A 22,445-nucleotide genomic window follows, 5' to 3' on the forward strand; every position below is an offset into this window, starting at 1 on the left:
GATTAAAAACCTATCTTTTCAAGTTTTCCTATTAAATCTTTTACAAGATCATTTTCCTTGTATTCAAACTCATCTATTTGCCCAACTGGTAAAATTCCCATAAGTGAATTACAAATGAAACAAGCTTCATAATCTTTCATGTCATATTTTTTTAGATAAACTTCTTTGACATCATTTTTGCTGATTATATAATCCCTCATAGTTCCAGCTAAAATTCCTGTTTTTAAAGCTGGGGTGTATAAACTATTATCCCTAACAAAAAATATGTTGCTGACTGCTCCTTCAGCTAGAAAATTATTTTCATTGAAGAAAACAACTTCATCATAACCAGCTTCTTTAGCCTTTCTTTTTTCAATAATGTTGTCATAATAGTTAAAGGATTTGTGATAAACCGTATGAGATGTTGAATTTCTCTTTACATCTGATATGCAAAGTTTAAGCATCCTAGATTTATCCACTAGTCTATAAGGATCGGTCCTTATCGTAAATATAGTATTTTTTTCAGATACTGATAATTTTAGGGCATAGTCGCTATTTTTTTGTGATCTTACAAAGTTATAAACTTCGTCTTCAGAAATTTTCCTATCTATTCCAAAAAATTCCAAACTATTATTTAATCTAATAAGGTGTCTTGTTAAAAATAAAGCTTTTTTATCAACAACTTTTATTGTTTCAAATAAACCTCTTCCAAAACTATAACCATCATCTAAATTAATTTTCATAAAATCACTCTTTATATTTTTCTACTATTTGTTTATAACTTTCATAATCTATTGTTTGCTTTGCATCACTAAGTGCTGTGTCTGGATCTTTATGGACTTCAATAATAACTCCATCAAGTCCTGCTGCAAGCCCTGCAGCTGTCATTGGCTCTATTAAATCTCTTCTTCCTGTTCCATGACTTGGATCAAAGAAAACGGGTCTTGATGTTAATTTTTTTACTAAAACAGCTCCCGCCAAATCAAGTGTGTTTCTGGTGTAGTCATTAAATGTTCTAATTCCTCTTTCACAGAATATAACATTTTCATTTCCACCCTTAATTATATATTCTGCAGCATTCATCCATTCATCTAAGCTTGCAGAAAATCCTCTTTTTAGCATAACTGGTTTATCTTGTTCTCCTAGTTTTTTTAGCAAGGAATAGTTATACATATTTCTAGAACCTACTTGAAAAATATCAACATATTTATACATATCATCTATATCAAATTCACTCAATACTTCTGTGATCATAGGAACATCTGCTTCATCAGCTGCTTTTCTTAAATATTTAACTCCTTCTAGACCCAAGCCTTGAAAATCATATGGGCTGGTTCTAGGTTTAAATGCTCCTCCTCTTAAAATATCTAATCCAATTTCTTTTAAGCTAAGAGCTTCTTCTATAATATGTTTTTCCGATTCTATAGAACATGGGCCTGCTATGAATGCAGCTTTTCCGCTACCAATTTCTAGGTTTTTTAGTTTTATAATCTTTTTTTCTTGCTTTTCTAGCATTGTCTCTCCTATATTTCTATTTTACGTCACTAAGGTCTTTATTATAATATGAACTTAAGGCTTTTAGTGAACCCTTAGCCTTTAGTAATATTTCTTCGTATTCTTCTTCTGCATCGGATAAATAAATAATCGCTCCTCCGATTCCAATACTTGCTTTATCTTTTTCAATTAGTGCAGTTCTAATTACAATATTAAAATCCACACATTCATTATTTGAAATGTATCCTATTGATCCTGAATATATTCCCCTTGGATAGTTTTCAAGTTCATCAATTATTTCTAGAGTCCTCTTTTTAGGCGCTCCAGTCATTGATCCGCCTGGGAAAGTTGCTTCTATTACATCAATTATATCGTATGAATCAGAAATTTCTCCCTCAACGGTACTTACTAATTGATGAAGAGTTGAATAAGTTTCTACATCCATAAGTTTTGGAACTTTTACACTTCCAATTTTACAAACTTTTCCCAAATCATTTCTAAGCAAATCTACTATCATAAGATTTTCAGAAAAAGTTTTTTCTTCATTTTCTAGAGCATTTATAAGTTCAAGATCTTCCTTTTTATCTTTTCCTCTTCTTATAGTTCCCTTGATAGGTTTTGTTTCAATTATCCTATCCTTATTAATTTTAATAAATCTTTCCATTGATGAACAAGCTATTGAGATTTCATCAAAATTTACCAAACAGCTATAAGGTCCAGGACTAGCATCTCTTAAAAGCATATAATACCTATCTGGATTAATCGATCCTTTTATATCCAAGCGATTTGTAAGACAAACTTCGTAGCTTTCGCCTTCCTCGATTAATTTTTCAATCTCACCAATATCGCCTATATATTCTTCTTTATCCTTTACCAAACTTAATTCTGGTAAATTTTTATCATCTATTCCAGCTTCATCTATATTTTCATCAATATTATCTAAAATATTTTTAATTTCGTCTGAAAAATCTTCGTCATTCTTATATGACAATAAATATAGTTTATCCTTTTTATGGTCATAAACGGCTGCCCTATCTACATAGGCAAAGTATGCATCTGGATATGGATAACTGTGTTTATTTTCTTCACTTATTGTATCTTTTTTTAATTCATAGCCAAGATATCCAACATAACCCAATTGAAAATCAAATTCTAAATCCTCATTATACGGCCAAGAAAGTCTATTTTCTTTTAAATAGGAAAATATGTCTGTTTCAAATTCTTGAACTTTCCCATCATTAAAAATTTTTTCAACTATCTTCTTATCTACATTATACTTAATTAAATGAGATCTTCTACCATTTCTAAAAGCAAAAATTGTAAATCTTGACAATCCATCAATTACAGCTGAACTATCAAGCCAAATTAATTTTTCATCATATTTTTTTAAATTTTTATATAAAAGTCCTGTGTCAATTTTTTTATCCAGGCAAGTATATTTTAAGTCAGAATGATTTTTATAAAAATCTTCAGTGAGCCTTTTAAAATTTTCCATCATTTCATAACCAAATTCTGTTGATATAGATTCTGGATGAAATTGTAGGCCATAGATTGGCTTTGTTTTGTGAGATATTGCCATAATCTCTCCATCTTCTGACCTTGCATCTATATTTATATTTTCAATTTCTTGGTCTTTACAAACTAAAGAATGATATCTTGTAGCTTTAAAACCTTGTTTTATTCCCTTGAACAGATTCTTATCATTGTGATTAATTTTACTTAATCTTCCGTGCATTGGAGTTTTAGCCTTAACTATTTCTCCTCCGCTAAAATGAAATATTCCCTGTTGCCCAAGACAAACACCAAGTATTGGTTTATCCAATTTTTTTATAATTTCACCACATACTCCAAAATCTTCGATTTTATCTGGTCTTCCAGGTCCTGGCGATATAATGACATTATCAAAATTTAATTTTACAATTTCATCATAAGTCATTTCATCGTTCTTAATAACTATCGCCTTTTCCTTATTCACATCTGAAATTAGCTGATATAAATTGTAAGTATATGAATCATAGTTATCAATTATTAAGGTTTTCATTTTTCTCTCCTAAATACTTTTTCAAAAATAAAATCGCTTCTTCATATCCTAAAAAAGATAAACCTACATATCTTTTTATTGCATATTCTTTAACATAAGAAATTTGTCTATAAGCTTCTCTTTTACTTACATTTGATAAATGAACTTCAACAGTCGGTATATTAACCGCTTTTAAAGCATCTAATATTGCTATACTTGTGTGAGTATAGGCTGCAGGATTAATTATTATCCCATCATAAACTTGGTAAGCTTTTTGTATGCAATCGACAATTTCTCCTTCATAGTTGCTTTGAAACTCATCTATTTCTATTGCTTCTCTTTTGCCAATCATTTTTATATATTCTTGCAAGTCTTTATAGTTTTTGCTGCCGTAAATACTTTTTTCTCTTATACCAAGCATATTAATATTTGGTCCATTAATCACTAATAATTTCATGTTTTATAAGTTTCCTTTTTATTTTTTCATATGTTTTTGATATGCTTTCTTCAACATCAATCTCTATATCTGAAACTTCTTTATAATAAGAAATTCTCTTTTCATACATGTTTTTTAGACTTTCTAAGTCTTTTGAAAGGGGTCTCCTTCTTCTCGAAAGTTTTTCAACCGGTCTATTTAAAAATATAACAAATGAATTTTGTCTTATGGCATGCCTGTTAATTTCACTTAAAATTGAGCCGCCACCAGTTGAAATTATTTGTCCCCTTTCTTTAGAAAAATCAAGCAAGACTTGGCTTTCAATTTTCCTAAAATATTTTTCACCCTTATATTTAAAGATATCTTCTATATTTAACTTTTCTTTTTTTTCAATTTCTTTATCTATATCTATTAATTTTTTTCCTAAATCTTTTGCCAGCAAGCTTGCCATCCTAGTTTTTCCAGATCCTGGCATGCCAACAAAAGTTATATTCATAATTTCTCTTTCCAATAATTTGCAAGTTTTCTCTATACTAGCTTGGTCTAGTTTTTTATCAAAAAATATTTCAGCTGAATAAAAAGCTTGACCAACTAACATATCTAAACCAGATGCAATTTTTATATTTTCAGATTCTGCATCTAGCAAAAGTTTTGTTTTTAGTGGGTTATAAATTAAATCAACCACGCTATCTAACTTAGTAAATAAATCAATATCTATCTTGGATTCCAAATTTTTTGGATACATTCCAACTGGACTTGCGTTGACTATTGCATCGAAATCTTTGAATTTACCCAAATTTTCATAATTATTTTCTCCAGTCCTGGATATAACAATTATTTTTTTTGCATCCTTGTCCTTGCAATACTTTTGAACCATCTTACTAGCTCCACCACTGCCAAGTATCAAAACTTTTTTATCATCATAGCTAATATTTGCTCTTTTTAGCATATAGTCAAAGCCATAGTAATCTGTATTGTAGCCTTCAAGTTTGCCATTATTATTTTTTATTATATTAACTGCGCCGATATCTTCAGCTAAATCATTTAATTTATCTAAATATTTTATGACCTTTTCTTTATAAGGAATTGTTACATTTAGTCCCTTGAAATTTTTTTCTTTTAAAAAATAGTCAAGCTCAGACTCGTTCAAATTTTGTAATTTATAATCGTATCCCCAAAGGTCTCCATGTATATATTTAGACATACTATGGCCAAGAGATTTTCCTATCAATCCATAGTTTTTTAAATCAAATTCTTTCATTTTATCTTAAATCCCAACCAGTCATCATCAGGTCTAAAAGGCTTATCGCTGCCATAGCTTCTACTACTGGAACTGCCCTTATTCCTATGCAAGGGTCGTGCCTTCCAATAATTTTTAACTCAGTATTTTCTTTATTTTTTAAATCTACAGTTTTTTGTGTTTTTGAAATAGAGCTTGTCGGCTTAAAAGCTGTTCTAAAAATTATTGGCATAGAAGTTGTAAGCCCTCCTATAACTCCACCATGGTTATTAGTTCGGGTTTTAATCTTCCCTTCTTCATCTATATAGTATTCATCATTATGGTCTGATCCAAGCATTTCTGTCGCTGCAAATCCTCTACCAAACTCAATACCCCTTACTCCAGGTATTGAAAAAATTGCAGATGAAATTTTAGACTCAACAGAATCATACAAAGGCTCTCCTATTCCAACTGGAAGCCCAAAAGCAAAACATTCTACAACTGCTCCAACTGAGTCCTCTTTTTTCCTAACTTCCTCTATTAAATCAGACATTTGTCTTTTTTTCGTCTGGTCAAGAACTGGAAAATCTTTTAAATATAGATTTTCTAAATCAGAAAACTCTAAATTATCGTAATCAATTTTGCAATCTTCAATTATATTAATCGATTCCAGCCTAGTAACTATTTTTATTCCCTTTTTGCTTAAAATATCTTGTGCTATTGCTCCTGCAATTGTTATAGGGGCTGTTAATCTTCCTGAAAATTGTCCTCCACCACTAATATCATTAAAGCCATGATACTTAACAAAGGCTGGATAATCAGCGTGGGATGGTCTTGGATTTCTCCTTAGATTTTCATAATCTTTTTTTATATAATCCTTATTTTTTATTACAGCACATATGCTTGAGCCACAAGTATAGTCATCAACAATTCCGCTAATAAATTTATACTCGTCGTCCTCTTTTCTTTTAGTAGTTAACTTATTTTTGCCAGGTTTTCTTCTTTCAAGTTGCCTATCAATAAGTTCATAATTTATTTTTATTCCTGCACCTAGTCCATCAATTACAAGACCTATTGAATCTGAGTGTGATTGCCCAAAAACAGTGATTCTTAAATTTTTTCCAAAACTATATGACACTATAAGATCCTCCTAGCCTTTTAAAATCATCTAAAAAATTTGCGTAAGATTTATCAATGCATTCAGTTCCAAAAACTTTTATCTTATCTTCAGAAAAAGAGCTGGCTATAATCGCTGACATAGCAATCCTATGGTCATTATAAGTATTTATTTCAGCTCCAGTAAAGCTTCCTCTTCCTTCAAATTCGATTGAATCATCTTTATAAACAGCCTTAACTCCCAATCTGTTCAAAAGATCTAAACTTGATTTTATCCTGTCACTTTCCTTATACTTTAATCTTTCCACATTAACTATTTTTGTAAATCCTTTTTCTTTAGCAGATAAAACACTTAATATTGGAACAGTATCTGGCATATCTTTTGCATCAAGAATCCTATATTCATCAGCCTCTCTTTGTTTCTTAATTTTCACTCCGCAATTTGAAATATTTTCATAACCAAGCTTTTTTATAAAGTCCATGGCCTTCATATCGGCTTGTTTGCTATTAAAATTTAGTCCCCTGACTTCTACTCCCGCTCCTATAAAAAATAAAGAGTTGGACCAGTCTTTTTCAACCTTGTAATCAGTAGGTCTATAAGGTCCTGAAACTATATATTTGTTTTCTTTTTCTTCAACTGATGCAGAAAATTTTTCCATGACATCTATTGTCATATCAACATAGGATTTTGATTGGAGTTTAGTTTCTAATTTGACTAGACTTTTCTTATCATGATAAGCAAGGCTCAACAAAAGAGAGGATATAAATTGAGAACTAATATCCCCTCTTAAACTATAATTTCCTTGACCAAGAAAACCTTCAATATAAATATTTTCATTTTCTTCCCTGATCTTTACTCCAGCAGACTTTAAAAGATTAAATAGCAGGTCATTGGTCCTCTTGATAAGGCTTCCTCTTCTTATTATTTTAGCCTTAATGTTTAAAACAGGAAGAAGACCAAGTAAAAACCTAAGCGTTGTTCCAGATTCTCCTAAATCAACCACTATATTATTTTTAAATTCAGCTGAAGAATCTATTGTCAATGTTTTATCTTTATAATTAATCTTGCAACCAAGGGCTTTTGCACAAGAAATAGCTGACTCAATATCTTCTGATAAAGTGTCCAGCCCTATATTTGATTTTCTTCTTGCAAGTATTGCAGCAAAAATTGCTCTTTGCGCATATGATTTTGAACTTATTGCATCTATGGTCCCAGATAATCTTTTATTATCTAATAAAATGTCCATCTTATTCCATGCCGATTTCAATAAAATGTTTTAAACTTTCTAGGTTTACTTCCTTGTTTATAGCAGATCCTATTGATGTAGGAATAATCATATTAATCATTCCATTTTTTACTTTTTTGTCATGCTCTATAATCTCCATAGCATAATCAAGATTAAAATCATACTCTGTCATTAAACCATGTTTTTCAAAAGCATCTATAATTTCATTATAAAAATCATCTTCTGTTAATTTCATCCTATAAGCTGCCTTAGCCATAAATACTATACCAAGAGCAATAGCTTCTCCGTGTTTTACAGAATATTTACTCAAAGCTTCTATAGCATGACCAATAGTGTGTCCAAGATTTAAATACTGTCTTTTATCCATATCTCTTTCATCACCAGAGACATATTTTAATTTTATTCTTAAAGATCTTTCTATAACCTTTTCTAAATCTATTTCAGAAAAATCCTTACACAATTCATCAAACAAATCCCTATCATCTAAAATTGCATACTTAAACATTTCTGCCAAACCATTATTTATATTTCTCTTATCCAAAGTTTTTACAAAAGAATGGTCCACATGCACATAGCTTGGGAAATAAAAAGTTCCAACTTGATTTTTTAAATTAAAGAAGTTGATACCATTTTTACCTCCAACAGAAGAATCAACCATAGCTAATAAAGTTGTTGGAACGCAAACATATTCTATTCCTCTTAGATAAGTTGATGCTACAAAGCCTGCTAAGTCTCCTGTAACTCCGCCACCAAAGGCCAAGATTGTATCTGATCTTGTGAAATTATTTTCGCACAAGTAGTTTAAAATCCTTGTATAAAAATCGAAAGATTTAGAACCTTCTCCTGCCCTAATTACAAAAACATAATAATCAAGATCTCTAAATATTCTGTTTATTCTTTTTTTATAAATTGAATAGATATTAGCATCAGTTATTATAGCAATCTTCTTTTTTTCATCTTTTGATAAATAATTAATTAATTTTTTATCAATTCCCTCATCTATTTCTATATTATAATTATTTTCTTTTACTTCTATAAGCATAATCCACCACCTGTATTTATTATATATTATATTTTTTAACTTTTAATTATAGATCTTAAATATGAATTTATCATCTCTATTATACTAATAAATCAAGCATATTAAAGCTATTTCTTGATCCTTCCTTTAATTTTCTAAATAAATTAAAAAACCGAGGGTTTTATCCCTCGGTCTTAAAATCTTTAATTAGAAATCAATTTCTTTGTCATAGTAAACAGCCTTTAGAAGTTTTTCCATTTCTTCTTGGTTTGGTTGACGTGGGTTTGATCCTGTACAAGCATCAGCTATAGCATTTTTAGCTATTTCTGGAAGCCTTTCTAGGAATACTTCTTCTGGAACAAATCCTTCTTCTGTTGGATATGAATCTTTTCCATATTTATTGATTGAATGTGGAATATTTAATTCATCATTCATTCTTCTTAATTCTTTAATAATTGCTTGAACTTTTTCGTCATCATTTGCGCCTGTAAGTCCCATATAATCAGCAACTACTCCGTAACGTTTTTTAGCTACTGGATCTTTAGCATTGTAAGCTATTACTTTTGGAAGATACATAGCATTTGCTGCTCCATGAATAATATGAGCACCATAATCATCAAAAGCTGCTCCAGTTTTATGAGCCATTGAGTGAACTATACCAAGTAAAGCATTTGAGAAAGCCATACCAGCTAAACATTGAGCATCATGCATTTTTGCTCTTGCTTCTTGGTCGCCATTGTAAGATTTAATTAATTCATTATGAACAGTGTGGATTGCAGATAATGCAAGTGGATCTGAGTATGCACAATTTGCAGTAGATACATAAGCTTCTATTGCATGAGTTAAAGCATCCATACCAGTGTGAGCTACAAGTTTTTGAGGAAGTGTAGCTACAAGATCTGGGTCTACAATTGCTATATCTGGAGTTATTTCAAAGTCAGCTATTGGATATTTGATACCCTTTTCGTAATCTGTAATAATTGAAAAAGCTGTAACTTCTGTTGCAGTACCTGAAGTTGTAGAAATTGCAACAAAACGTGCTTTCTTTCTTAATTCAGGAAGTCCAAATACTTCGCACATTTCTTCAAAAGTGATGTCTGGATATTCATATTTAATCCACATAGCTTTTGCTGCATCTATTGGAGATCCTCCACCAATTGCTATGATAATATCTGGTCCAAATTCTTCCATAACTTTTGCCCCATTCATAACAGTATCAACTGATGGGTCTGCTTCGATTCCTTCTATTAATTTAGTTTCAATTCCTGCTTCTTTTAAGTAATCTTCAGCTCTTTGTAGGACGCCGTTTCTCTTAACTGAACCTCCACCTATACAAATTACTGCTTTTTTACCTTTTAAGTTTTTAAGTTCTTCTAATGATCCTTTACCATGATAAATATCTCTTGGCAATGTAAATCTAGCCATAAAAATACCTCCTAAAATTTATATATAAATTTACTTCATATCACAATTTATATACCCTTTAATTTGTACTAATATCACTAACTTTAAATAAGTAAACATATTTTTTCATCAAATGTAATATCTTTTTTTATTCCTTTTGTATTGCTTAAGATTTACAAATATTAAAAGATAACACAAATAAAAAATACCCTCCTCACTGTTTTGTCCAGTAAAGAGGGTAGATATCAAAATTAATAAATTTTTAAACAGAATTTCCAACTTCTATACTTATTTTATTAAATTCATCAAGAACATTATCAACATTTATTTTTTCTTTTTCTTGATCTTTTTTATCTAAGATTATTTCGCCCTTATGCATCATAATTATCCTATTGCCATATTTCAAAGAATATTTTAAATTGTGAGTTACCATAAGTGCAGTTAATTTTTTTTCTCTAATAATTTTATCTGTGATTTCCATAATTATATCTGCAGTTTTTGGGTCAAGTGCTGCTGTGTGCTCATCTAAAACTAAAAAATCAATTGGCGTTAAAGTTGCCATTAGTAAAGCAACAGCTTGCCTTTGTCCGCCAGATAAAGAAGCTACTTTTTCATCTAACTTATCTTCAAGTCCAAGTCCAATCGGAGCAAGAATTGACCTATAATAATCTTTTCTTTTTTTATTTATCCCCCAAGATAAATTCCATGGCTTGCCTTTATTATCTGCCATAGACATATTTTCAAGTAAAGTCATAGAAGGAGAAGTTCCCATTGAGGGATCTTGAAAAACTCTGCCAATTTTTTTATATCTTTTGTGTTCTTTTTCATTAGTTATATCTTTTTCATCTATTATTATTTTTCCCTTATCAGCTTCCACATTGCCACAGATAAGATTTAACATGGTTGTTTTTCCTGAACCATTACTTCCTACTATTGAAACAAAATCTCCATCATCAAGCTTAAAATTAAAGTCATTAAAAACTTGAAATTCATTTATAGTATCTGGATTATAATATTTATAAATATTTTTTAATTCAAGCATTTAATTTGACCTTCTTTCTCTTGATTCTTCCATCACCCATTACAAGAATTATTAAGAATATGATGGCTGTTATTAATTTCATTGAGTTTGCTGTAAGACCTATCATTATAGCAACTGCAATACTCAATTTGTATAGTATAGATCCAATTACCACCTTTGTTGTTCCCTTAATTGAACTTACTCCTTCAAGGAGCTTCATCCCTAAAACAACACTTGCAAGTCCCATAACCATAGAGCCTGTTCCCATTGAGATTTCAAAGAATTTTTGTTCTTGAGCAACCAAGGCTCCACTTAAAGCAACAAAACCATTTGATATGGCAAGCCCTTGAATTTTTATCATGCCAGGATCTTTTGCAAAAGTTTTTACAAGATTTGGATTATCTCCAGTAGCTTTTAATATAAAACCTGCTTTTGTTTTCATAAAAGCATCAAGACCAAGTTTAATAATTATTACTATTGGTAGCATGACAATTAAAACTTTATAATTTGATAAAGATTCTGGAACTACAGAATTTATAAAATCATTATTAAAAATTGTATCATTATTAAAAATTGGAACATTGGCCTTACCAGCTATAAATAAATTGATAGTATAGAGGGCCGTTTGCATAATTAATCCAGATAAAAGGTCCTTTACTCCTAATTTTATATGTATTAGTCCAGTTGCAATACCTGCTAGTGTTCCTGCAAAAAAACTTAATATCAAAGCTAGAAGTGGGTCTATTCCCTTTACTATAAAAAATACACTAACTGCTGCTCCGAGTGGAAAACTTCCATCAACAGTAAGGTCTGGAAAATCTAAAATTATATAAGCAATGTATAGTCCTAGAGCAAGGAAAACATAAGTTAAACCTTGCTCCAAAACTCCTTGTATCATATCCATCAAATCACCTTTAGTTTTGTTTAGCTGTTTCTATTTTATCGAATTTTTCAACAGCTCTATCCATTAATGATTGGTTAAAATCTATTCCTAAATTTTTAGCAACTTCTGTGTTTAAGTAAAGACTTGATTCTGTTATTAATTCAAATTTCATGTCACTTGCTTTTGCTTCTCCATTTAGGATTTTTGCTGCCATTTCTCCAGTTTGTTCTCCTAGAGAAATATATTCAATACCTTCTGATGCTAAACAGCCTATTCTAACTTGTTCAATTTCTGATCCAAATACCGGTATATTCTTTTTATTAGCCTTGTCTAATATTGTTGGTAGTGAATTAACAACTGTATTATCTGTTAAATTTGTCAAAGCATCTACCTTAGATAAAATATTATCTGCTGCCATTGGTATATCAGCTGTAGTTGTTACAGTTTCTGTTATTAATTCAAATCCATATTTTGGAGCTAATTCTTCATAAGTTTTTACCATTGAAATTGAGTTCGCTTCACTTGTTGTATACATTACACCAAGTTTTTTAGCTTCTGGTAAAACTTCTCTTATCATTTTTAATTGAGCTTCTATTGGAAGAGCATCACTTGTTCCTGTAATATTTCCTACAGAAGTTCCATCTTCATTTGCAAGTTGTGCACCAACTGGATCACTAATTGCTGTATACACAACGGGAATATCAGTTGACTCAGCTGCATTATAAGCACTCATTGCTGCTGGAGTTGCAATAGCAATTATCATATCGTATTTATTCGCTACAAATGAAGATGCTATTTGGCTAGAAATTCCCATATCAGCCTCAGCATTTTGATAATCTACTGTTAGATTTTCTCCATCTTTAAAGCCAGATTTTTCTAAACCTTGTAAAACACCTTCACGGCAATTATCTAAAGATCCATGTTGAGCAAATTGTATTATTCCTACTTTAAGATCTTTCTTATCTGCACTTTCTTCTACTCCAGTCTTGTTTTCTTTATTGTTTGCACCTTCTGTATTTTTTTTACTTGAACATGCAGTTAAAACCATCACCATTGCTAACACTAAAACTAATAATTTTTTTAATTTCACTTTCTTATCTCCTTTTATTTTTTATTTTTTCAATAGACAATTAAAGTGAGAAGGATGGAATAAAAAAAGACTTTCATCCCTTATAAAGGGACAAAAGTCATAACTTCTGCGGTACCACCCAATTTTGCAATTAAGCACTCTCATCAATACTATCATATTGGTCCCAGGATAACGGTCGGTTGCCGTTGGGCATTACTTTATATAAAATAAATTTATAAATTTCTTCCCACCCTCAGAAGTCCATTCATTAAAATTCCTTATAGGCATTTTCAGCTCTAGATGCCACTCTCTTAATAAGTTATTTTTTAATTACTACTCTTCGTTTTCGGTTTTGATAAATTTAGTATACTATAAAATTCTTTATTGTCAATAAGATATTTAGCTAATTTTATTCTTCAATTTCTTCTACAATATTATTTGAAGTTATCATAAGTATTCTGTCATTTTCTTCTATAACAGTGTCTGCATGAGCCCTTATGAATTTATGATTTCTATTTATTGCAATAATTAATTTATCAGACTTTAATTTTAAATCTATAACTTCTTTTCCAATCCAATCATGACCGTGGCTGATTGTAAATTCTAAAAGTTCGTATCCTTCTGGGTCAAAATATTCTTCTCCTGCAACAACAAGCAAGTCATTCGTTTCTAGCCTTACATTTCCTCTAGGCACAATTGTTTTTTGCCCTCTTTTAATCTTAGCTATTATAAAATCATAATCCGATTTTATTTCTTTTAATAATTTACCTTCTAGTGGTCCTCCTTCTTTAACTTTAGTTTTTAAAAAAGAAATATCACTCTTATCAACATAAAAGTTAAAAGTTTTTAAAACTGTATCATTTAAATCAACCATATCTGATTTTTTAGATATAAGTGGCATAAGACTTCCTTGAACTAAACAAGATAAAAAACAAATTCCAAATACTATATGGTAGATATCTATATTAATATTTTCCAGGTTATTTATTGCCATAATTGCAAACACAATGGCAGCTGCTCCTCTTAAACCTGCCCAAGAAACAATTGCAACCTGGTTTTTCTTTAATTTAAATGGTGCCATTAATCCAAAAACTACTAGAGGTCTTGCAATCAAGCTCACAAATACCATTATTAAAACTGCAATTGGAAGAGTCTCTATAATTTTTGATGGAGTAGCCAAAAGTCCCAAGATGAAAAACAAACCGATGCTCATAAGCTCTGTAAAACCATCAAAGAAAAATATTATGTCCTTTTTCCCAACGAATGATTTATTTCCAACTTTTATACCAAAAATATAAACTGCTAAAAATCCATTTCCTCCTAATACATTAGTCAAAGAATATGTAAAAAGAGCACTCGCTGTCATAAAAATTATGGCTAGACCATCTTTTTTTAAATCAATCTTGTCAATTAACTTTTCAATTATAACTGCAAAAACAAATCCTATTAAAATACCAAGAGAGAATTGTTTTAAAATTAAAAAAGGAATTGATATATCTTTCCCCAAAATTAAAGATATAAACAAAATAGTCATTGTATAGGCTGTCGGGTCGTTAGACCCACTTTCTAATTCCAAAAGTGAAGCTGTATTATATTTTAAGTTCAAGTTTTTTGAAGTCAAAATGTTTGATACAGAAGCGTAGTCTGTTGATGCAATAATTGATCCTACTAATAAGCTTTCTAAAAGAGGAAATTTAAATACAAGGTGTATGAAATATCCACTCACTAGTGCAGTAAAAACTACTCCAAGAGTCGCAAGCACAACTGCTTCTTTGATAACAGGCTTGCCCATTTTCCATCTTGTACCAAAGCCACCATAAAACATAATAACTATAAGTGCAAAAGTTGATAAATGTTCACCCAATTCATAGTTAACAAAATCAATTCCTATAAGCTTGCAAATAATTCCTAAAGATAAAAACAAAAGCAAGGAAGGAATTCCTGACTTAGATGAAATATTCATTGCAAATAATGCAAGTATTAAAACAATTGATATAAGTAAAAGTATCATTTCCTAACTCCCATGATTTTTTTATTGTGTCCTATAAAGATATTTTTATTACTTGGATAACATATCCATTGCAAATAATGTGAATATTAAAACAATTGATGTAATTAAAAATATCATTTTCTAGCTCTTTTGACTTCTACATTGTATCATATAAAAACCTTTTCATGATTTAATAAAATTTATAGACATAAAAAAACACGCCTTAAAAATAAGACGTGTTTCTACTTACTGTTTTATCTATTTAGAATTCTTTTTCTTCTTTATCTTTAAAAACAAGATTTAAAATTATTCCAACAATAGCAGAAAGGGCTGTTCCAGAAAGATTTGCAAGTTTACTAATTGGAAACATTGCTCCACCAAGGCCAAGAACAAGCATAGCTGATGCTATTATAAGATTTCTTTGCTTAGTAAAATCAACATTATTATCTACCAAAACACTAAGTCCATTACTAGCAATTACACCGTATAATAATAAACTCATACCGCCTATAACAGGAGTTGGTATAGACATTATTATTGCTTGAACTGGAGCAACAAAACTTAATAATATTGCAATTATAGCAGCTCCAAAAATTACACTTGTACTAGCAACTCTTGTTAGAGAAACAACTCCAGTATTTTCTCCGTAAGTTGTATTTGCTGGTCCTCCAAGAAAAGCAGATACAGCTGTTGCAACTCCATCACCTGATATAGTTCTTGAAAGTCCTGGATCTTTTAAAAAGTTTCTTCCACAAATTTTACTTAAAACTGTGTGGTCCCCTATGTGTTCAGATAAGGTTACAAGAGCCACCGGAAGAATTGCCATTGTTTCAGGGCCAAAGTATAAATGATATCTACCAAATGTTTTTGTTTCAAAAGGTAGATAAAAATCAGGTAGGTGGAAAAATCCATTTTGAACACTTTGAACTATTCCATCATACTCAACTATGCCAAGAGCCATAGAAAAAATATATCCACCAGCTATTCCCAGTAAAAATGGAATTATTTTAAAAACACCTTTAGCTTTTGCAGATATAGTTGCTGTTATTAAAAATGTAACCGCTGCAACAATCATATTTCTTACATCTCCTCCAGCAACAAAATCAGCTTGCTCAACTGCTGTTGATGAAAGTCCAAGACCTATAACTATAATCATTGGACCTATTACAATTGGAGGTAATAACTTATCAAGCCACCAAGTTCCTGTAAATTTTAAAATTATTGCAACTATTACATAAATAAGACCAATAAGCATTATTCCTGTTTGTGAAGCACTAATATCTCCACCCATGGCTTCCATTGCATACTTCATTGCAGAAATATAAGCAAAAGATGAGCCTAAATAAACCGGTACATTGAAGCCTGTAAGTAGTAGATAAATTATTGTTCCTATCCCACTACAAAACAAGGCAACTGATACTGGCAAACCAACCACAATAGGCACTAAAATTGTTGCACCAAACATTGCAAAAACATGTTGAAAGCTCAAAAAAATAGACTTGACTAAAGCAGGTCTTTCGTGAACATCGTATAATAAATTATTTTCCATTCCTAATCCTTTCTGTCTAATTATAAATTCGTCAGCTTACTCATAAAATTATATCTTTAAAAGGATACCATAATTAAAAGCTGCCTTCAATATTTTTTTACTAATAGTAAAGATTTTTTTATTAAATTATTCTTATAGAAATTATCAAAAAGATAGCATATACTTAAAACAAAGGGGTGAACAGTATGACTAAAATTTTAAGTTCAAAAAAATTTGCTGATAATTTAATAGAAGAAATCAAAGAAGAAATAGATAAATTTAAAATTGATGCAAAACTTTCTATAATAAGATTTGGAAATGATCAAGCTGATTTGGCTTACGAAAAGGGAATCAAAAGAAGCGCCGAAAAAACAAAAATTAAAGTTGATGTTAATGAATTAGATGAAAATGAAAGCCAAGAAAATTTATTAAAATTAATTGACAAGCTAAACAAGGACGAAACAGTTGGTGGAATTTTAGTTTATAGACCTCTTCCTGACCATATAGATACAAAAATTATAGACCAAGCAATAGATCCAAAAAAAGATATAGACTGCATGAATCCAATTAATAAGGCAAAAGTTTATTCAGGACAGCTTGATGGATTTATTCCACTTGCACCGCTTGCTGCTGTAAAACTTTTAGAATTCTATGGCTATGATTTGGAATCAAAAGATTGCCTAATAATAAACCACTCAGATGTAGTTGGAAAACCTCTTGCTATGTTACTTTTAGCAAATTGGGCATCAGTTAGTATTTGCCATGTAAAAACAAAAGATTTAAAATCCTACACAAAAAAAGCAGACATAATATTTACTGCCATGGGAAAGGCTGAGATGTTAGATAGGTCTTATTTTTCTAAAAACTCTACAATTATTGATATAGGACTTTCTAAAAATGACCAAGGAAAGCTAGCAGGCGATTTAGATGAAAAAGATGTTACAGATTATGTAGAAGCCTATTCCCCAGTTCCTGGTGGAGTTGGTTCCATAACAAATCTTTTACTACTAAAAAATGTTTTAAAATTTTACAAAAATAAAAAGTAATGGCTAACAACCATTACTTTTCTTTTTTTATATTTACCGATAGACCATATAGGAATTTTGTTTCCCCATTAAATTTATAAAATTTATCAGAAGAATTATTCCATCCATCAACTATTCTTACATACTTATTATTATCAGACTCATAATAACCAAGACCCATAACCCAATGCCAAGAAAATAACTTATCTGCTAAAAGCAGGAGCACAGGCCTGTTCTTATCAATAGAATTTTTTATATCTTCAAACTTTCTACAATATAAAATATCTATATCATATCCTCTTTTTTTGAAAATCTTTTTTATATCATTTGCAATAATAATTCTTGGTCCATTTCCAATATAAGAATAAACAGACATAAAAGTTTTATAAATATCCCCATCTACAAATAAATTTTTATAACCCTTATTGGCATAAAAAATTGATAGATTTGTAACAGCCGTCGCTGCACAGTGGTTTTTTGCCCTATCTGAAAATTTTGAGCTAGTTGCCCATGAAATATTTGGAAAATCCATAAATTTATGAGAGAAAATATTTTCTTTTAAGTCTTTTTTATCTATAAATTTCATTAAATCATCTTTTTCTAAAATAAATTTTATTATTTAAAATAACAAGCATTTTATTTTACTATTATAAACTTAAATCTTCATCTGGTCCAAGCGGCACAATGCCATTTGGATTAATATCAGGATGAGATCTGTAATAATGGTTTTTTATATGGTCAAAATTTACAGTTTCTGCCATCCCTTCTAGATTATAAATCCTTTTAGTGTAATTCCACAAATTTTTATAATCTTTTAACTGTCTTAAATTACATTTAAAATTCCCAAAATAAACAGGGTCAAACCTAATCAAACTTGTAAATAATCTTATATCAGCTTCTGTCAACCTATTTCCAACTAGGTAGTCTTTGCCTTCTAAGTGTTCTTCTAAATAATCTAGCGTTTTGAAAATATTTTTTACTTCCTTTTCATAAACTTCTTGGCTAGTTGCAAAACCTGCCTTGTAAACTCCATTATTTACATTTTCATAAACTATATCATTTATTTTATCTATCTCATCTCTTAATTCTTCTGGATAAAAATCCTTGTCATTGGCTCCATATCCATTAAAAGATGAATTAAATATCCTAATAATTTCAGAAGATTCGTTGTTTACAATCTTATTTAATTTTTTGTCATATAAAACTGGAACAGTTACATCACCAGTAAAGTTTGGATTGTCCTTTAAATAAAGCTCATACATATATTTTGCATTTATTACATCATCTTTTATAACACCAGAATAATCTTCAAAAGTCCATCCGTTTTCTAGCATCAAAGGATTTACTACATAAAGAGAAATTATATCTTCAAGCCCTTTTAATTTTCTCATCATAAGAGTTCTGCAAGCCCATGGACAAGCATAAGAAACATAAATAGCATACCTATCTTTTTCAGGTTTAAACTTTCCATCAGGACTTATACTATCCCTAAAATCAGTTTCTTTTCTTTTAAACGCTCCGTCCTCATCTGCTTTGGAACCAGCTTCAACCCACTCGCCCTTAAATAAAATTTTCATACTTGCCCCCCTTATTTTTTAATACCCATATAAACAAAATATAAATTTACAGCTTTATTAAATTAAATTAAAAAAAAGTATTGACATCTTTTTTTATATGAGTTACTATTGTGAAAATATAAAATTTCGAAGAGGTAACAAAAATGTTTAATTTAAATCTTAATCTAATTCTCATTATTAATATTATTACATAAGAGGCTTATTCTATATTTATTTTAATTAACAAAAAATAATTATCAGAATTGGTCCTATTTTAGATTTCAAAAAAAACAAGAATGGGACCTCTTCAACAAAGCTCTCATTCTATTTATCTAGAATGAGGGCTTTTTTTATTCTTTATTATTTAGGAGGGAAAAGGATGGAAAGTAACAAAGTATTTGAAACAGTAAGAGAAAAAGAAAAAGTTAGTTTTAGAAATGTAATGAGAGTTGCAGGTGCAGTCATTGCTTTTCTAATCGGATCTGGATTTGCATCAGGTCAAGAAGTATTTCAATTTTTAACAGTATATGGATATAGGGGAATTTTTGGATCACTAGTTGCCATGTTTCTTTGCTGCTGCGTATCTGGAATTTTAATGTCTTTTGGATATAGAACAAGAAATAATCCAAAGGCTAGCCCATATTTTCATTATCTAGGTAAATTTTTTGGACAATTTATGACCTACTACACTCCGTTTTTTGCATTTTTAATCACAATAGTAATGATTTCAGGAACAGGAGCAACCCTAAATCAATATTTTGGATTAGACCCAAGAATTGGAACTGTAGTAATGACAATTATAATAACCCTAGTTGCCCTACTTGGTTTGACAAAGGTTGTCGATGTAATTTCTTTAATAGGACCTGGACTTATAATATTTACTTTATCAATAGCACTTTATACTCTATTTACAAATCCCGGTAACTTTGCATCCGCAGACCAATTATTAAATAATCTAAATGATTTGCCTTACGGTGCAGGAAATTCTAGATCATATTGGTTATTGGCAGCAGTTTTATTTGTAGCCTATAACATAGTTGCAGGAGTTCCATTTATGGTAGAACTTGGTTCTAAAGAAGTTGCAAGTAATAAAGAAGCTTGGCTTGGCGGAATAGCAGGAGGAGTTGGACTTATATCAGCAGCTTTTGCTTTAAATTTAGCCATGCTTGGTCATGCCGATGTATTAGTTAAAGCCGAAGTTCCAGTCATAACACTTGCTCAAAAAATGAGTCCAGTAGTTAGTTTCTTATTTGTAATAATTTTGTTGGCAGGAATATTTTCAACATCAGTACCAATGCTTTTGACAGTAACAAATGCACTAACAAAAGAAAATACAAAAAAATCTACAAGAAATATATTAATAGTTGTAGTGGCTATCTTAGCCTTAATCGGTGGACAACTTCCATTCGGTAAATTAGTTGGCTTAGTATATCCATTCACAGGATACTTTGGAATAGCAATGATACTTCTATTTATAAAAAAAGAAGTTAAAGAAAGAAAAGCAAGAGAAGCAAGAAGATAAGAAGATAAAGAGTAAAGGAGAACAATCAAATGGAAAATTTAAAACACAATGAAAAATCTATGAAAATGGTAAAAAAATCTGACAAAGTTTATGCTGGAGCTGGACAAATCCGTTATTTCGATATCTGCCTAGAATCTGCTAAAGGAGCTATACTAAAAGATCTTGATGGAAATGAATATATAGACCTTTTAGCAACCGCTTCTGCTATGAATGTTGGTCATTCTCATCCAAAAGTTCTAGCAGCAATGGAAAAACAAATGAAAACTCTACTACACTACACACCAGCCTACTTCTATAACCCAAAAGTTGAACAACTTGCTCAAAAACTAATCGATGTTACACCAGGAGACTTTGAGAAAAAAGTTTTATTCGGCAACTCCGGATCAGATGCAAATGATGGTATGATGAAATTTGCAAGAGCTTACACAGGAAGAAAAACAATTGTATCATTTGTAGGTGCATATCATGGATCAACATACGGATCAATGACCTTATCAGCAGTAAGTTTAAATATGAGAAGAAAAATGACTCCACTTGTATCCGGAGTAGAATATATACCTTTCCCAAATACTTATGACAGAAAAGAAAACGAAAGTGAAAAAGAATTTGTAGATAGATATTGGGGCTATTTCGAAAATGCACTAAACACATATTTACCAGTAGATGAAATCGCAGGAGTAATAATAGAAGCAATCCAAGGTGATGGAGGATTTTTAAAAATGCCTCAAGAATACATGGACAGACTATATAAATTTACAAGAGATAATAATATCGTATTTGCAGTAGATGAAATCAATCAAGGCTTGGGAAGATCTGGAAAAATGTGGTCAATCGAGCACTTTGGAATAGCACCAGATATCTTAACAACTGCAAAATCACTTGCATCAGGCATGCCACTTTCTGCAATCGTAGGAAGAAAAGAAATCATGGATAGCCTAGAAGCACCTGGGCACTTATTTACAACTTCAGGAAACCCAGTTTGCTGTGCAGCAGCTCTAGCAAGTTTTGATGTAATCGAAGAAGAAAATCTTGTAGAAAAATCTAGAAAAGATGGCGAATATGTAAGAGAACGCTTTGAAAAAATGCAAGAAAAATATCCAGTAATCGGCGATGTAAGAATCTATGGATTAAACGGTGGCGTTGAACTTGTAAAGGATAGAAAAACAAAAGAGCCTGACTCAGAAAGTGCTTCAAAATTAATAACCTACCTAATGCAAAATGGAGTTTTAATGATTACAGTAAAAGGAAATGTTTTAAGATTCCAACCACCACTAGTAATAACAAGAGATCAACTAGACAAAGCACTAGACACAATTGAAAAAGGATTCTCAGAATTAGAAAAAGGAAACTTAGAACTTGCAGACGACAAAAAAATAGGTTGGTAAAAATAAACCCCTTGGTATTTAAGTTTGTACTTAAATACCAAGGGGTTTTTATTTATTAATTTCAAATCAAATATCTAAAATCATTTTAACATGCTCAATTCCATCTTCAAAAAAACTATCTGAAATAACTTTAAAGCCTTGTTTTTCATAAAGACTTTTTGCATAGGTCTGTGCTTCCAAGTAAATCTTTCTAGCAGCAAGATCATCTCTTGCAATTTTTATTCCTCTTTCTAAAAGCAAACTCGCTATTCCCTCTCTTCTCTTTAAAGAAATCACCCTGCCAAGAGCGACTTCTTTTGTCTTTTCATTTTTATAAAACAAACGTAAATAAGCAATAATTTTACCATCTTCTTCAAACCATATATGTAAAGCATCCTGGTCAATATTATCAAGTTCTTGGTAGGGACAGTTTTGCTCAACAACAAAAACATCAACCCTGAGTTTCATTATTTTGTAAAGCTCATAAATGTTTAATTCATCAAATCTTTTTACTTTTAAATCCATGCTTTTCCTTTCCTTAGCCAAAATTT

At 30.5% G+C, this 22,445-nt stretch carries 20 protein-coding genes and 1 other annotated feature; of the genes, 3 read left to right on the forward strand and 17 right to left on the reverse strand.

Annotated elements, in window-relative coordinates; all coding sequences use genetic code 11:
- Positions 1–2: 2 nt before the first annotated feature.
- The 14 genes from HGPB_RS01575 to HGPB_RS01640 all read right to left on the reverse strand — a co-directional run bounded on the left by HGPB_RS01575 (position 3) and on the right by HGPB_RS01640 (position 16,448).
- Positions 3–722: an aminotransferase class IV gene (locus HGPB_RS01575; protein WP_019131921.1), complete on the reverse strand. Its 720-nt coding sequence runs from the start codon at positions 720–722 to the stop codon at positions 3–5.
- Between the two features lie 4 nt (positions 723–726).
- Positions 727–1,494: a 3-deoxy-7-phosphoheptulonate synthase gene (aroF, locus tag HGPB_RS01580; protein WP_019131922.1), complete on the reverse strand. Its 768-nt coding sequence runs from the start codon at positions 1,492–1,494 to the stop codon at positions 727–729.
- Positions 1,495–1,510: 16 nt separating this feature from the next.
- Complete coding sequence (gene pabB, locus HGPB_RS01585) at positions 1,511–3,514, reverse strand: aminodeoxychorismate synthase component I (RefSeq protein WP_019131923.1); 2,004 nt, start codon at positions 3,512–3,514, stop codon at positions 1,511–1,513.
- Positions 3,495–3,950: a type II 3-dehydroquinate dehydratase gene (aroQ, locus tag HGPB_RS01590; RefSeq protein ID WP_019131924.1), complete on the reverse strand. Its 456-nt coding sequence runs from the start codon at positions 3,948–3,950 to the stop codon at positions 3,495–3,497. The genes pabB and aroQ overlap by 20 nt, the downstream gene beginning before the upstream one ends.
- Positions 3,931–5,190, reverse strand: a complete 1,260-nt coding sequence (locus HGPB_RS01595; protein ID WP_019131925.1) for a shikimate kinase — start codon at positions 5,188–5,190, stop codon at positions 3,931–3,933. The genes aroQ and HGPB_RS01595 overlap by 20 nt, the downstream gene beginning before the upstream one ends.
- 1 nt (position 5,191) lies before the next feature.
- On the reverse strand, positions 5,192–6,286 hold the full coding sequence (gene aroC / locus HGPB_RS01600) for a chorismate synthase (protein WP_019131926.1): 1,095 nt from the start codon (positions 6,284–6,286) through the stop codon (positions 5,192–5,194).
- On the reverse strand, positions 6,276–7,511 hold the full coding sequence (locus tag HGPB_RS01605; RefSeq protein WP_036738009.1) for a 3-phosphoshikimate 1-carboxyvinyltransferase: 1,236 nt from the start codon (positions 7,509–7,511) through the stop codon (positions 6,276–6,278). Before HGPB_RS01605 ends, aroC begins: the two co-directional genes overlap by 11 nt.
- Position 7,512: 1 nt before the next feature.
- Entirely contained in the window at positions 7,513–8,553 is a 1,041-nt protein-coding gene (gene aroB / locus HGPB_RS01610) for a 3-dehydroquinate synthase (RefSeq protein ID WP_019131928.1), read from the reverse strand.
- 186 nt (positions 8,554–8,739) lie between these two features.
- The gene (locus HGPB_RS01615; protein WP_019131929.1) at positions 8,740–9,957 is read right to left on the reverse strand and encodes an iron-containing alcohol dehydrogenase; all 1,218 of its coding nucleotides are present in this window, start codon (positions 9,955–9,957) and stop codon (positions 8,740–8,742) included.
- Between the two features lie 241 nt (positions 9,958–10,198).
- Complete coding sequence (locus tag HGPB_RS01620) at positions 10,199–10,978, reverse strand: ABC transporter ATP-binding protein (RefSeq protein WP_019131930.1); 780 nt, start codon at positions 10,976–10,978, stop codon at positions 10,199–10,201.
- Positions 10,971–11,861 carry an ABC transporter permease gene (locus tag HGPB_RS01625; protein ID WP_019131931.1) on the reverse strand — a complete coding sequence of 297 codons (891 nt, stop codon included), beginning with the start codon at positions 11,859–11,861 and terminating at the stop codon, positions 10,971–10,973. Before HGPB_RS01625 ends, HGPB_RS01620 begins: the two co-directional genes overlap by 8 nt.
- A gap of 10 nt (positions 11,862–11,871) precedes the next feature.
- Positions 11,872–12,930, reverse strand: coding sequence for an ABC transporter substrate-binding protein (locus tag HGPB_RS01630; protein ID WP_019131932.1), 1,059 nt, complete (start codon positions 12,928–12,930; stop codon positions 11,872–11,874).
- An 83-nt stretch (positions 12,931–13,013) separates the two neighbouring features.
- Positions 13,014–13,265: a binding site (T-box leader), on the reverse strand.
- 53 nt (positions 13,266–13,318) lie between these two features.
- A complete protein-coding gene (locus HGPB_RS01635) occupies positions 13,319–14,920 on the reverse strand; it encodes a potassium/proton antiporter (RefSeq protein WP_019131933.1) in 1,602 nt (533 codons plus the stop codon).
- 241 nt (positions 14,921–15,161) lie between these two features.
- Positions 15,162–16,448 (reverse strand): uracil-xanthine permease family protein, encoded by a 1,287-nt coding sequence (locus tag HGPB_RS01640; RefSeq protein WP_019131934.1) that lies wholly within the window; start codon positions 16,446–16,448, stop codon positions 15,162–15,164.
- A gap of 185 nt (positions 16,449–16,633) precedes the next feature.
- On the opposite strand from HGPB_RS01640, the gene HGPB_RS01645 reads away from it, so the two are divergent.
- Complete coding sequence (locus HGPB_RS01645) at positions 16,634–17,473, forward strand: bifunctional 5,10-methylenetetrahydrofolate dehydrogenase/5,10-methenyltetrahydrofolate cyclohydrolase (RefSeq protein WP_019131935.1); 840 nt, start codon at positions 16,634–16,636, stop codon at positions 17,471–17,473.
- A 13-nt stretch (positions 17,474–17,486) separates the two neighbouring features.
- Here the strand turns inward: HGPB_RS01645 and HGPB_RS01650 are convergent, their stop codons facing one another.
- On the reverse strand, positions 17,487–18,038 hold the full coding sequence (locus tag HGPB_RS01650) for a C39 family peptidase (RefSeq protein ID WP_019131936.1): 552 nt from the start codon (positions 18,036–18,038) through the stop codon (positions 17,487–17,489).
- Positions 18,039–18,099: 61 nt separating this feature from the next.
- On the reverse strand, positions 18,100–19,029 hold the full coding sequence (locus HGPB_RS01655; RefSeq protein ID WP_019131937.1) for a glutathione S-transferase family protein: 930 nt from the start codon (positions 19,027–19,029) through the stop codon (positions 18,100–18,102).
- A gap of 358 nt (positions 19,030–19,387) precedes the next feature.
- Between HGPB_RS01655 and HGPB_RS01660 the strand changes: the two genes are divergently transcribed.
- Both HGPB_RS01660 and HGPB_RS01665 read left to right on the forward strand, forming a co-directional pair.
- Entirely contained in the window at positions 19,388–20,530 is a 1,143-nt protein-coding gene (locus HGPB_RS01660) for a YkvI family membrane protein (protein WP_019131938.1), read from the forward strand.
- Positions 20,531–20,559: 29 nt separating this feature from the next.
- Entirely contained in the window at positions 20,560–21,915 is a 1,356-nt protein-coding gene (locus HGPB_RS01665; protein ID WP_019131939.1) for an aspartate aminotransferase family protein, read from the forward strand.
- A 66-nt stretch (positions 21,916–21,981) separates the two neighbouring features.
- Here HGPB_RS01665 and HGPB_RS01670 read toward each other — a convergent pair whose 3' ends face one another.
- Complete coding sequence (locus HGPB_RS01670; protein WP_019131940.1) at positions 21,982–22,419, reverse strand: GNAT family N-acetyltransferase; 438 nt, start codon at positions 22,417–22,419, stop codon at positions 21,982–21,984.
- Between the last annotated feature and the right edge of the window lie 26 nt (positions 22,420–22,445).

The organism is Peptoniphilus obesi ph1 (assembly GCF_000311865.1).
GTDB lineage: Bacteria > Bacillota > Clostridia > Tissierellales > Peptoniphilaceae > Peptoniphilus_E > Peptoniphilus_E obesi.

Coding starts and splice junctions, on each gene's coding strand:
- HGPB_RS01575 (WP_019131921.1), bottom strand. CDS start 722: ATGAAAATTAATTTAGATGATGGTTATAGTTTTGGAAGAGGTTTATTT.
- aroF (WP_019131922.1), bottom strand. CDS start 1,494: ATGCTAGAAAAGCAAGAAAAAAAGATTATAAAACTAAAAAACCTAGAA.
- pabB (WP_019131923.1), bottom strand. CDS start 3,514: ATGAAAACCTTAATAATTGATAACTATGATTCATATACTTACAATTTA.
- aroQ (WP_019131924.1), bottom strand. CDS start 3,950: ATGAAATTATTAGTGATTAATGGACCAAATATTAATATGCTTGGTATA.
- HGPB_RS01595 (WP_019131925.1), bottom strand. CDS start 5,190: ATGAAAGAATTTGATTTAAAAAACTATGGATTGATAGGAAAATCTCTT.
- HGPB_RS01605 (WP_036738009.1), bottom strand. CDS start 7,511: ATGGACATTTTATTAGATAATAAAAGATTATCTGGGACCATAGATGCA.
- aroB (WP_019131928.1), bottom strand. CDS start 8,553: ATGCTTATAGAAGTAAAAGAAAATAATTATAATATAGAAATAGATGAG.
- HGPB_RS01615 (WP_019131929.1), bottom strand. CDS start 9,957: ATGGCTAGATTTACATTGCCAAGAGATATTTATCATGGTAAAGGATCA.
- HGPB_RS01620 (WP_019131930.1), bottom strand. CDS start 10,978: ATGCTTGAATTAAAAAATATTTATAAATATTATAATCCAGATACTATA.
- HGPB_RS01625 (WP_019131931.1), bottom strand. CDS start 11,861: ATGGATATGATACAAGGAGTTTTGGAGCAAGGTTTAACTTATGTTTTC.
- HGPB_RS01635 (WP_019131933.1), bottom strand. CDS start 14,920: ATGATACTTTTACTTATATCAATTGTTTTAATACTTGCATTATTTGCA.
- HGPB_RS01640 (WP_019131934.1), bottom strand. CDS start 16,448: ATGGAAAATAATTTATTATACGATGTTCACGAAAGACCTGCTTTAGTC.
- HGPB_RS01645 (WP_019131935.1), top strand. CDS start 16,634: ATGACTAAAATTTTAAGTTCAAAAAAATTTGCTGATAATTTAATAGAA.
- HGPB_RS01650 (WP_019131936.1), bottom strand. CDS start 18,038: ATGAAATTTATAGATAAAAAAGACTTAAAAGAAAATATTTTCTCTCAT.
- HGPB_RS01655 (WP_019131937.1), bottom strand. CDS start 19,029: ATGAAAATTTTATTTAAGGGCGAGTGGGTTGAAGCTGGTTCCAAAGCA.
- HGPB_RS01660 (WP_019131938.1), top strand. CDS start 19,388: ATGGAAAGTAACAAAGTATTTGAAACAGTAAGAGAAAAAGAAAAAGTT.
- HGPB_RS01665 (WP_019131939.1), top strand. CDS start 20,560: ATGGAAAATTTAAAACACAATGAAAAATCTATGAAAATGGTAAAAAAA.
- HGPB_RS01670 (WP_019131940.1), bottom strand. CDS start 22,419: ATGGATTTAAAAGTAAAAAGATTTGATGAATTAAACATTTATGAGCTT.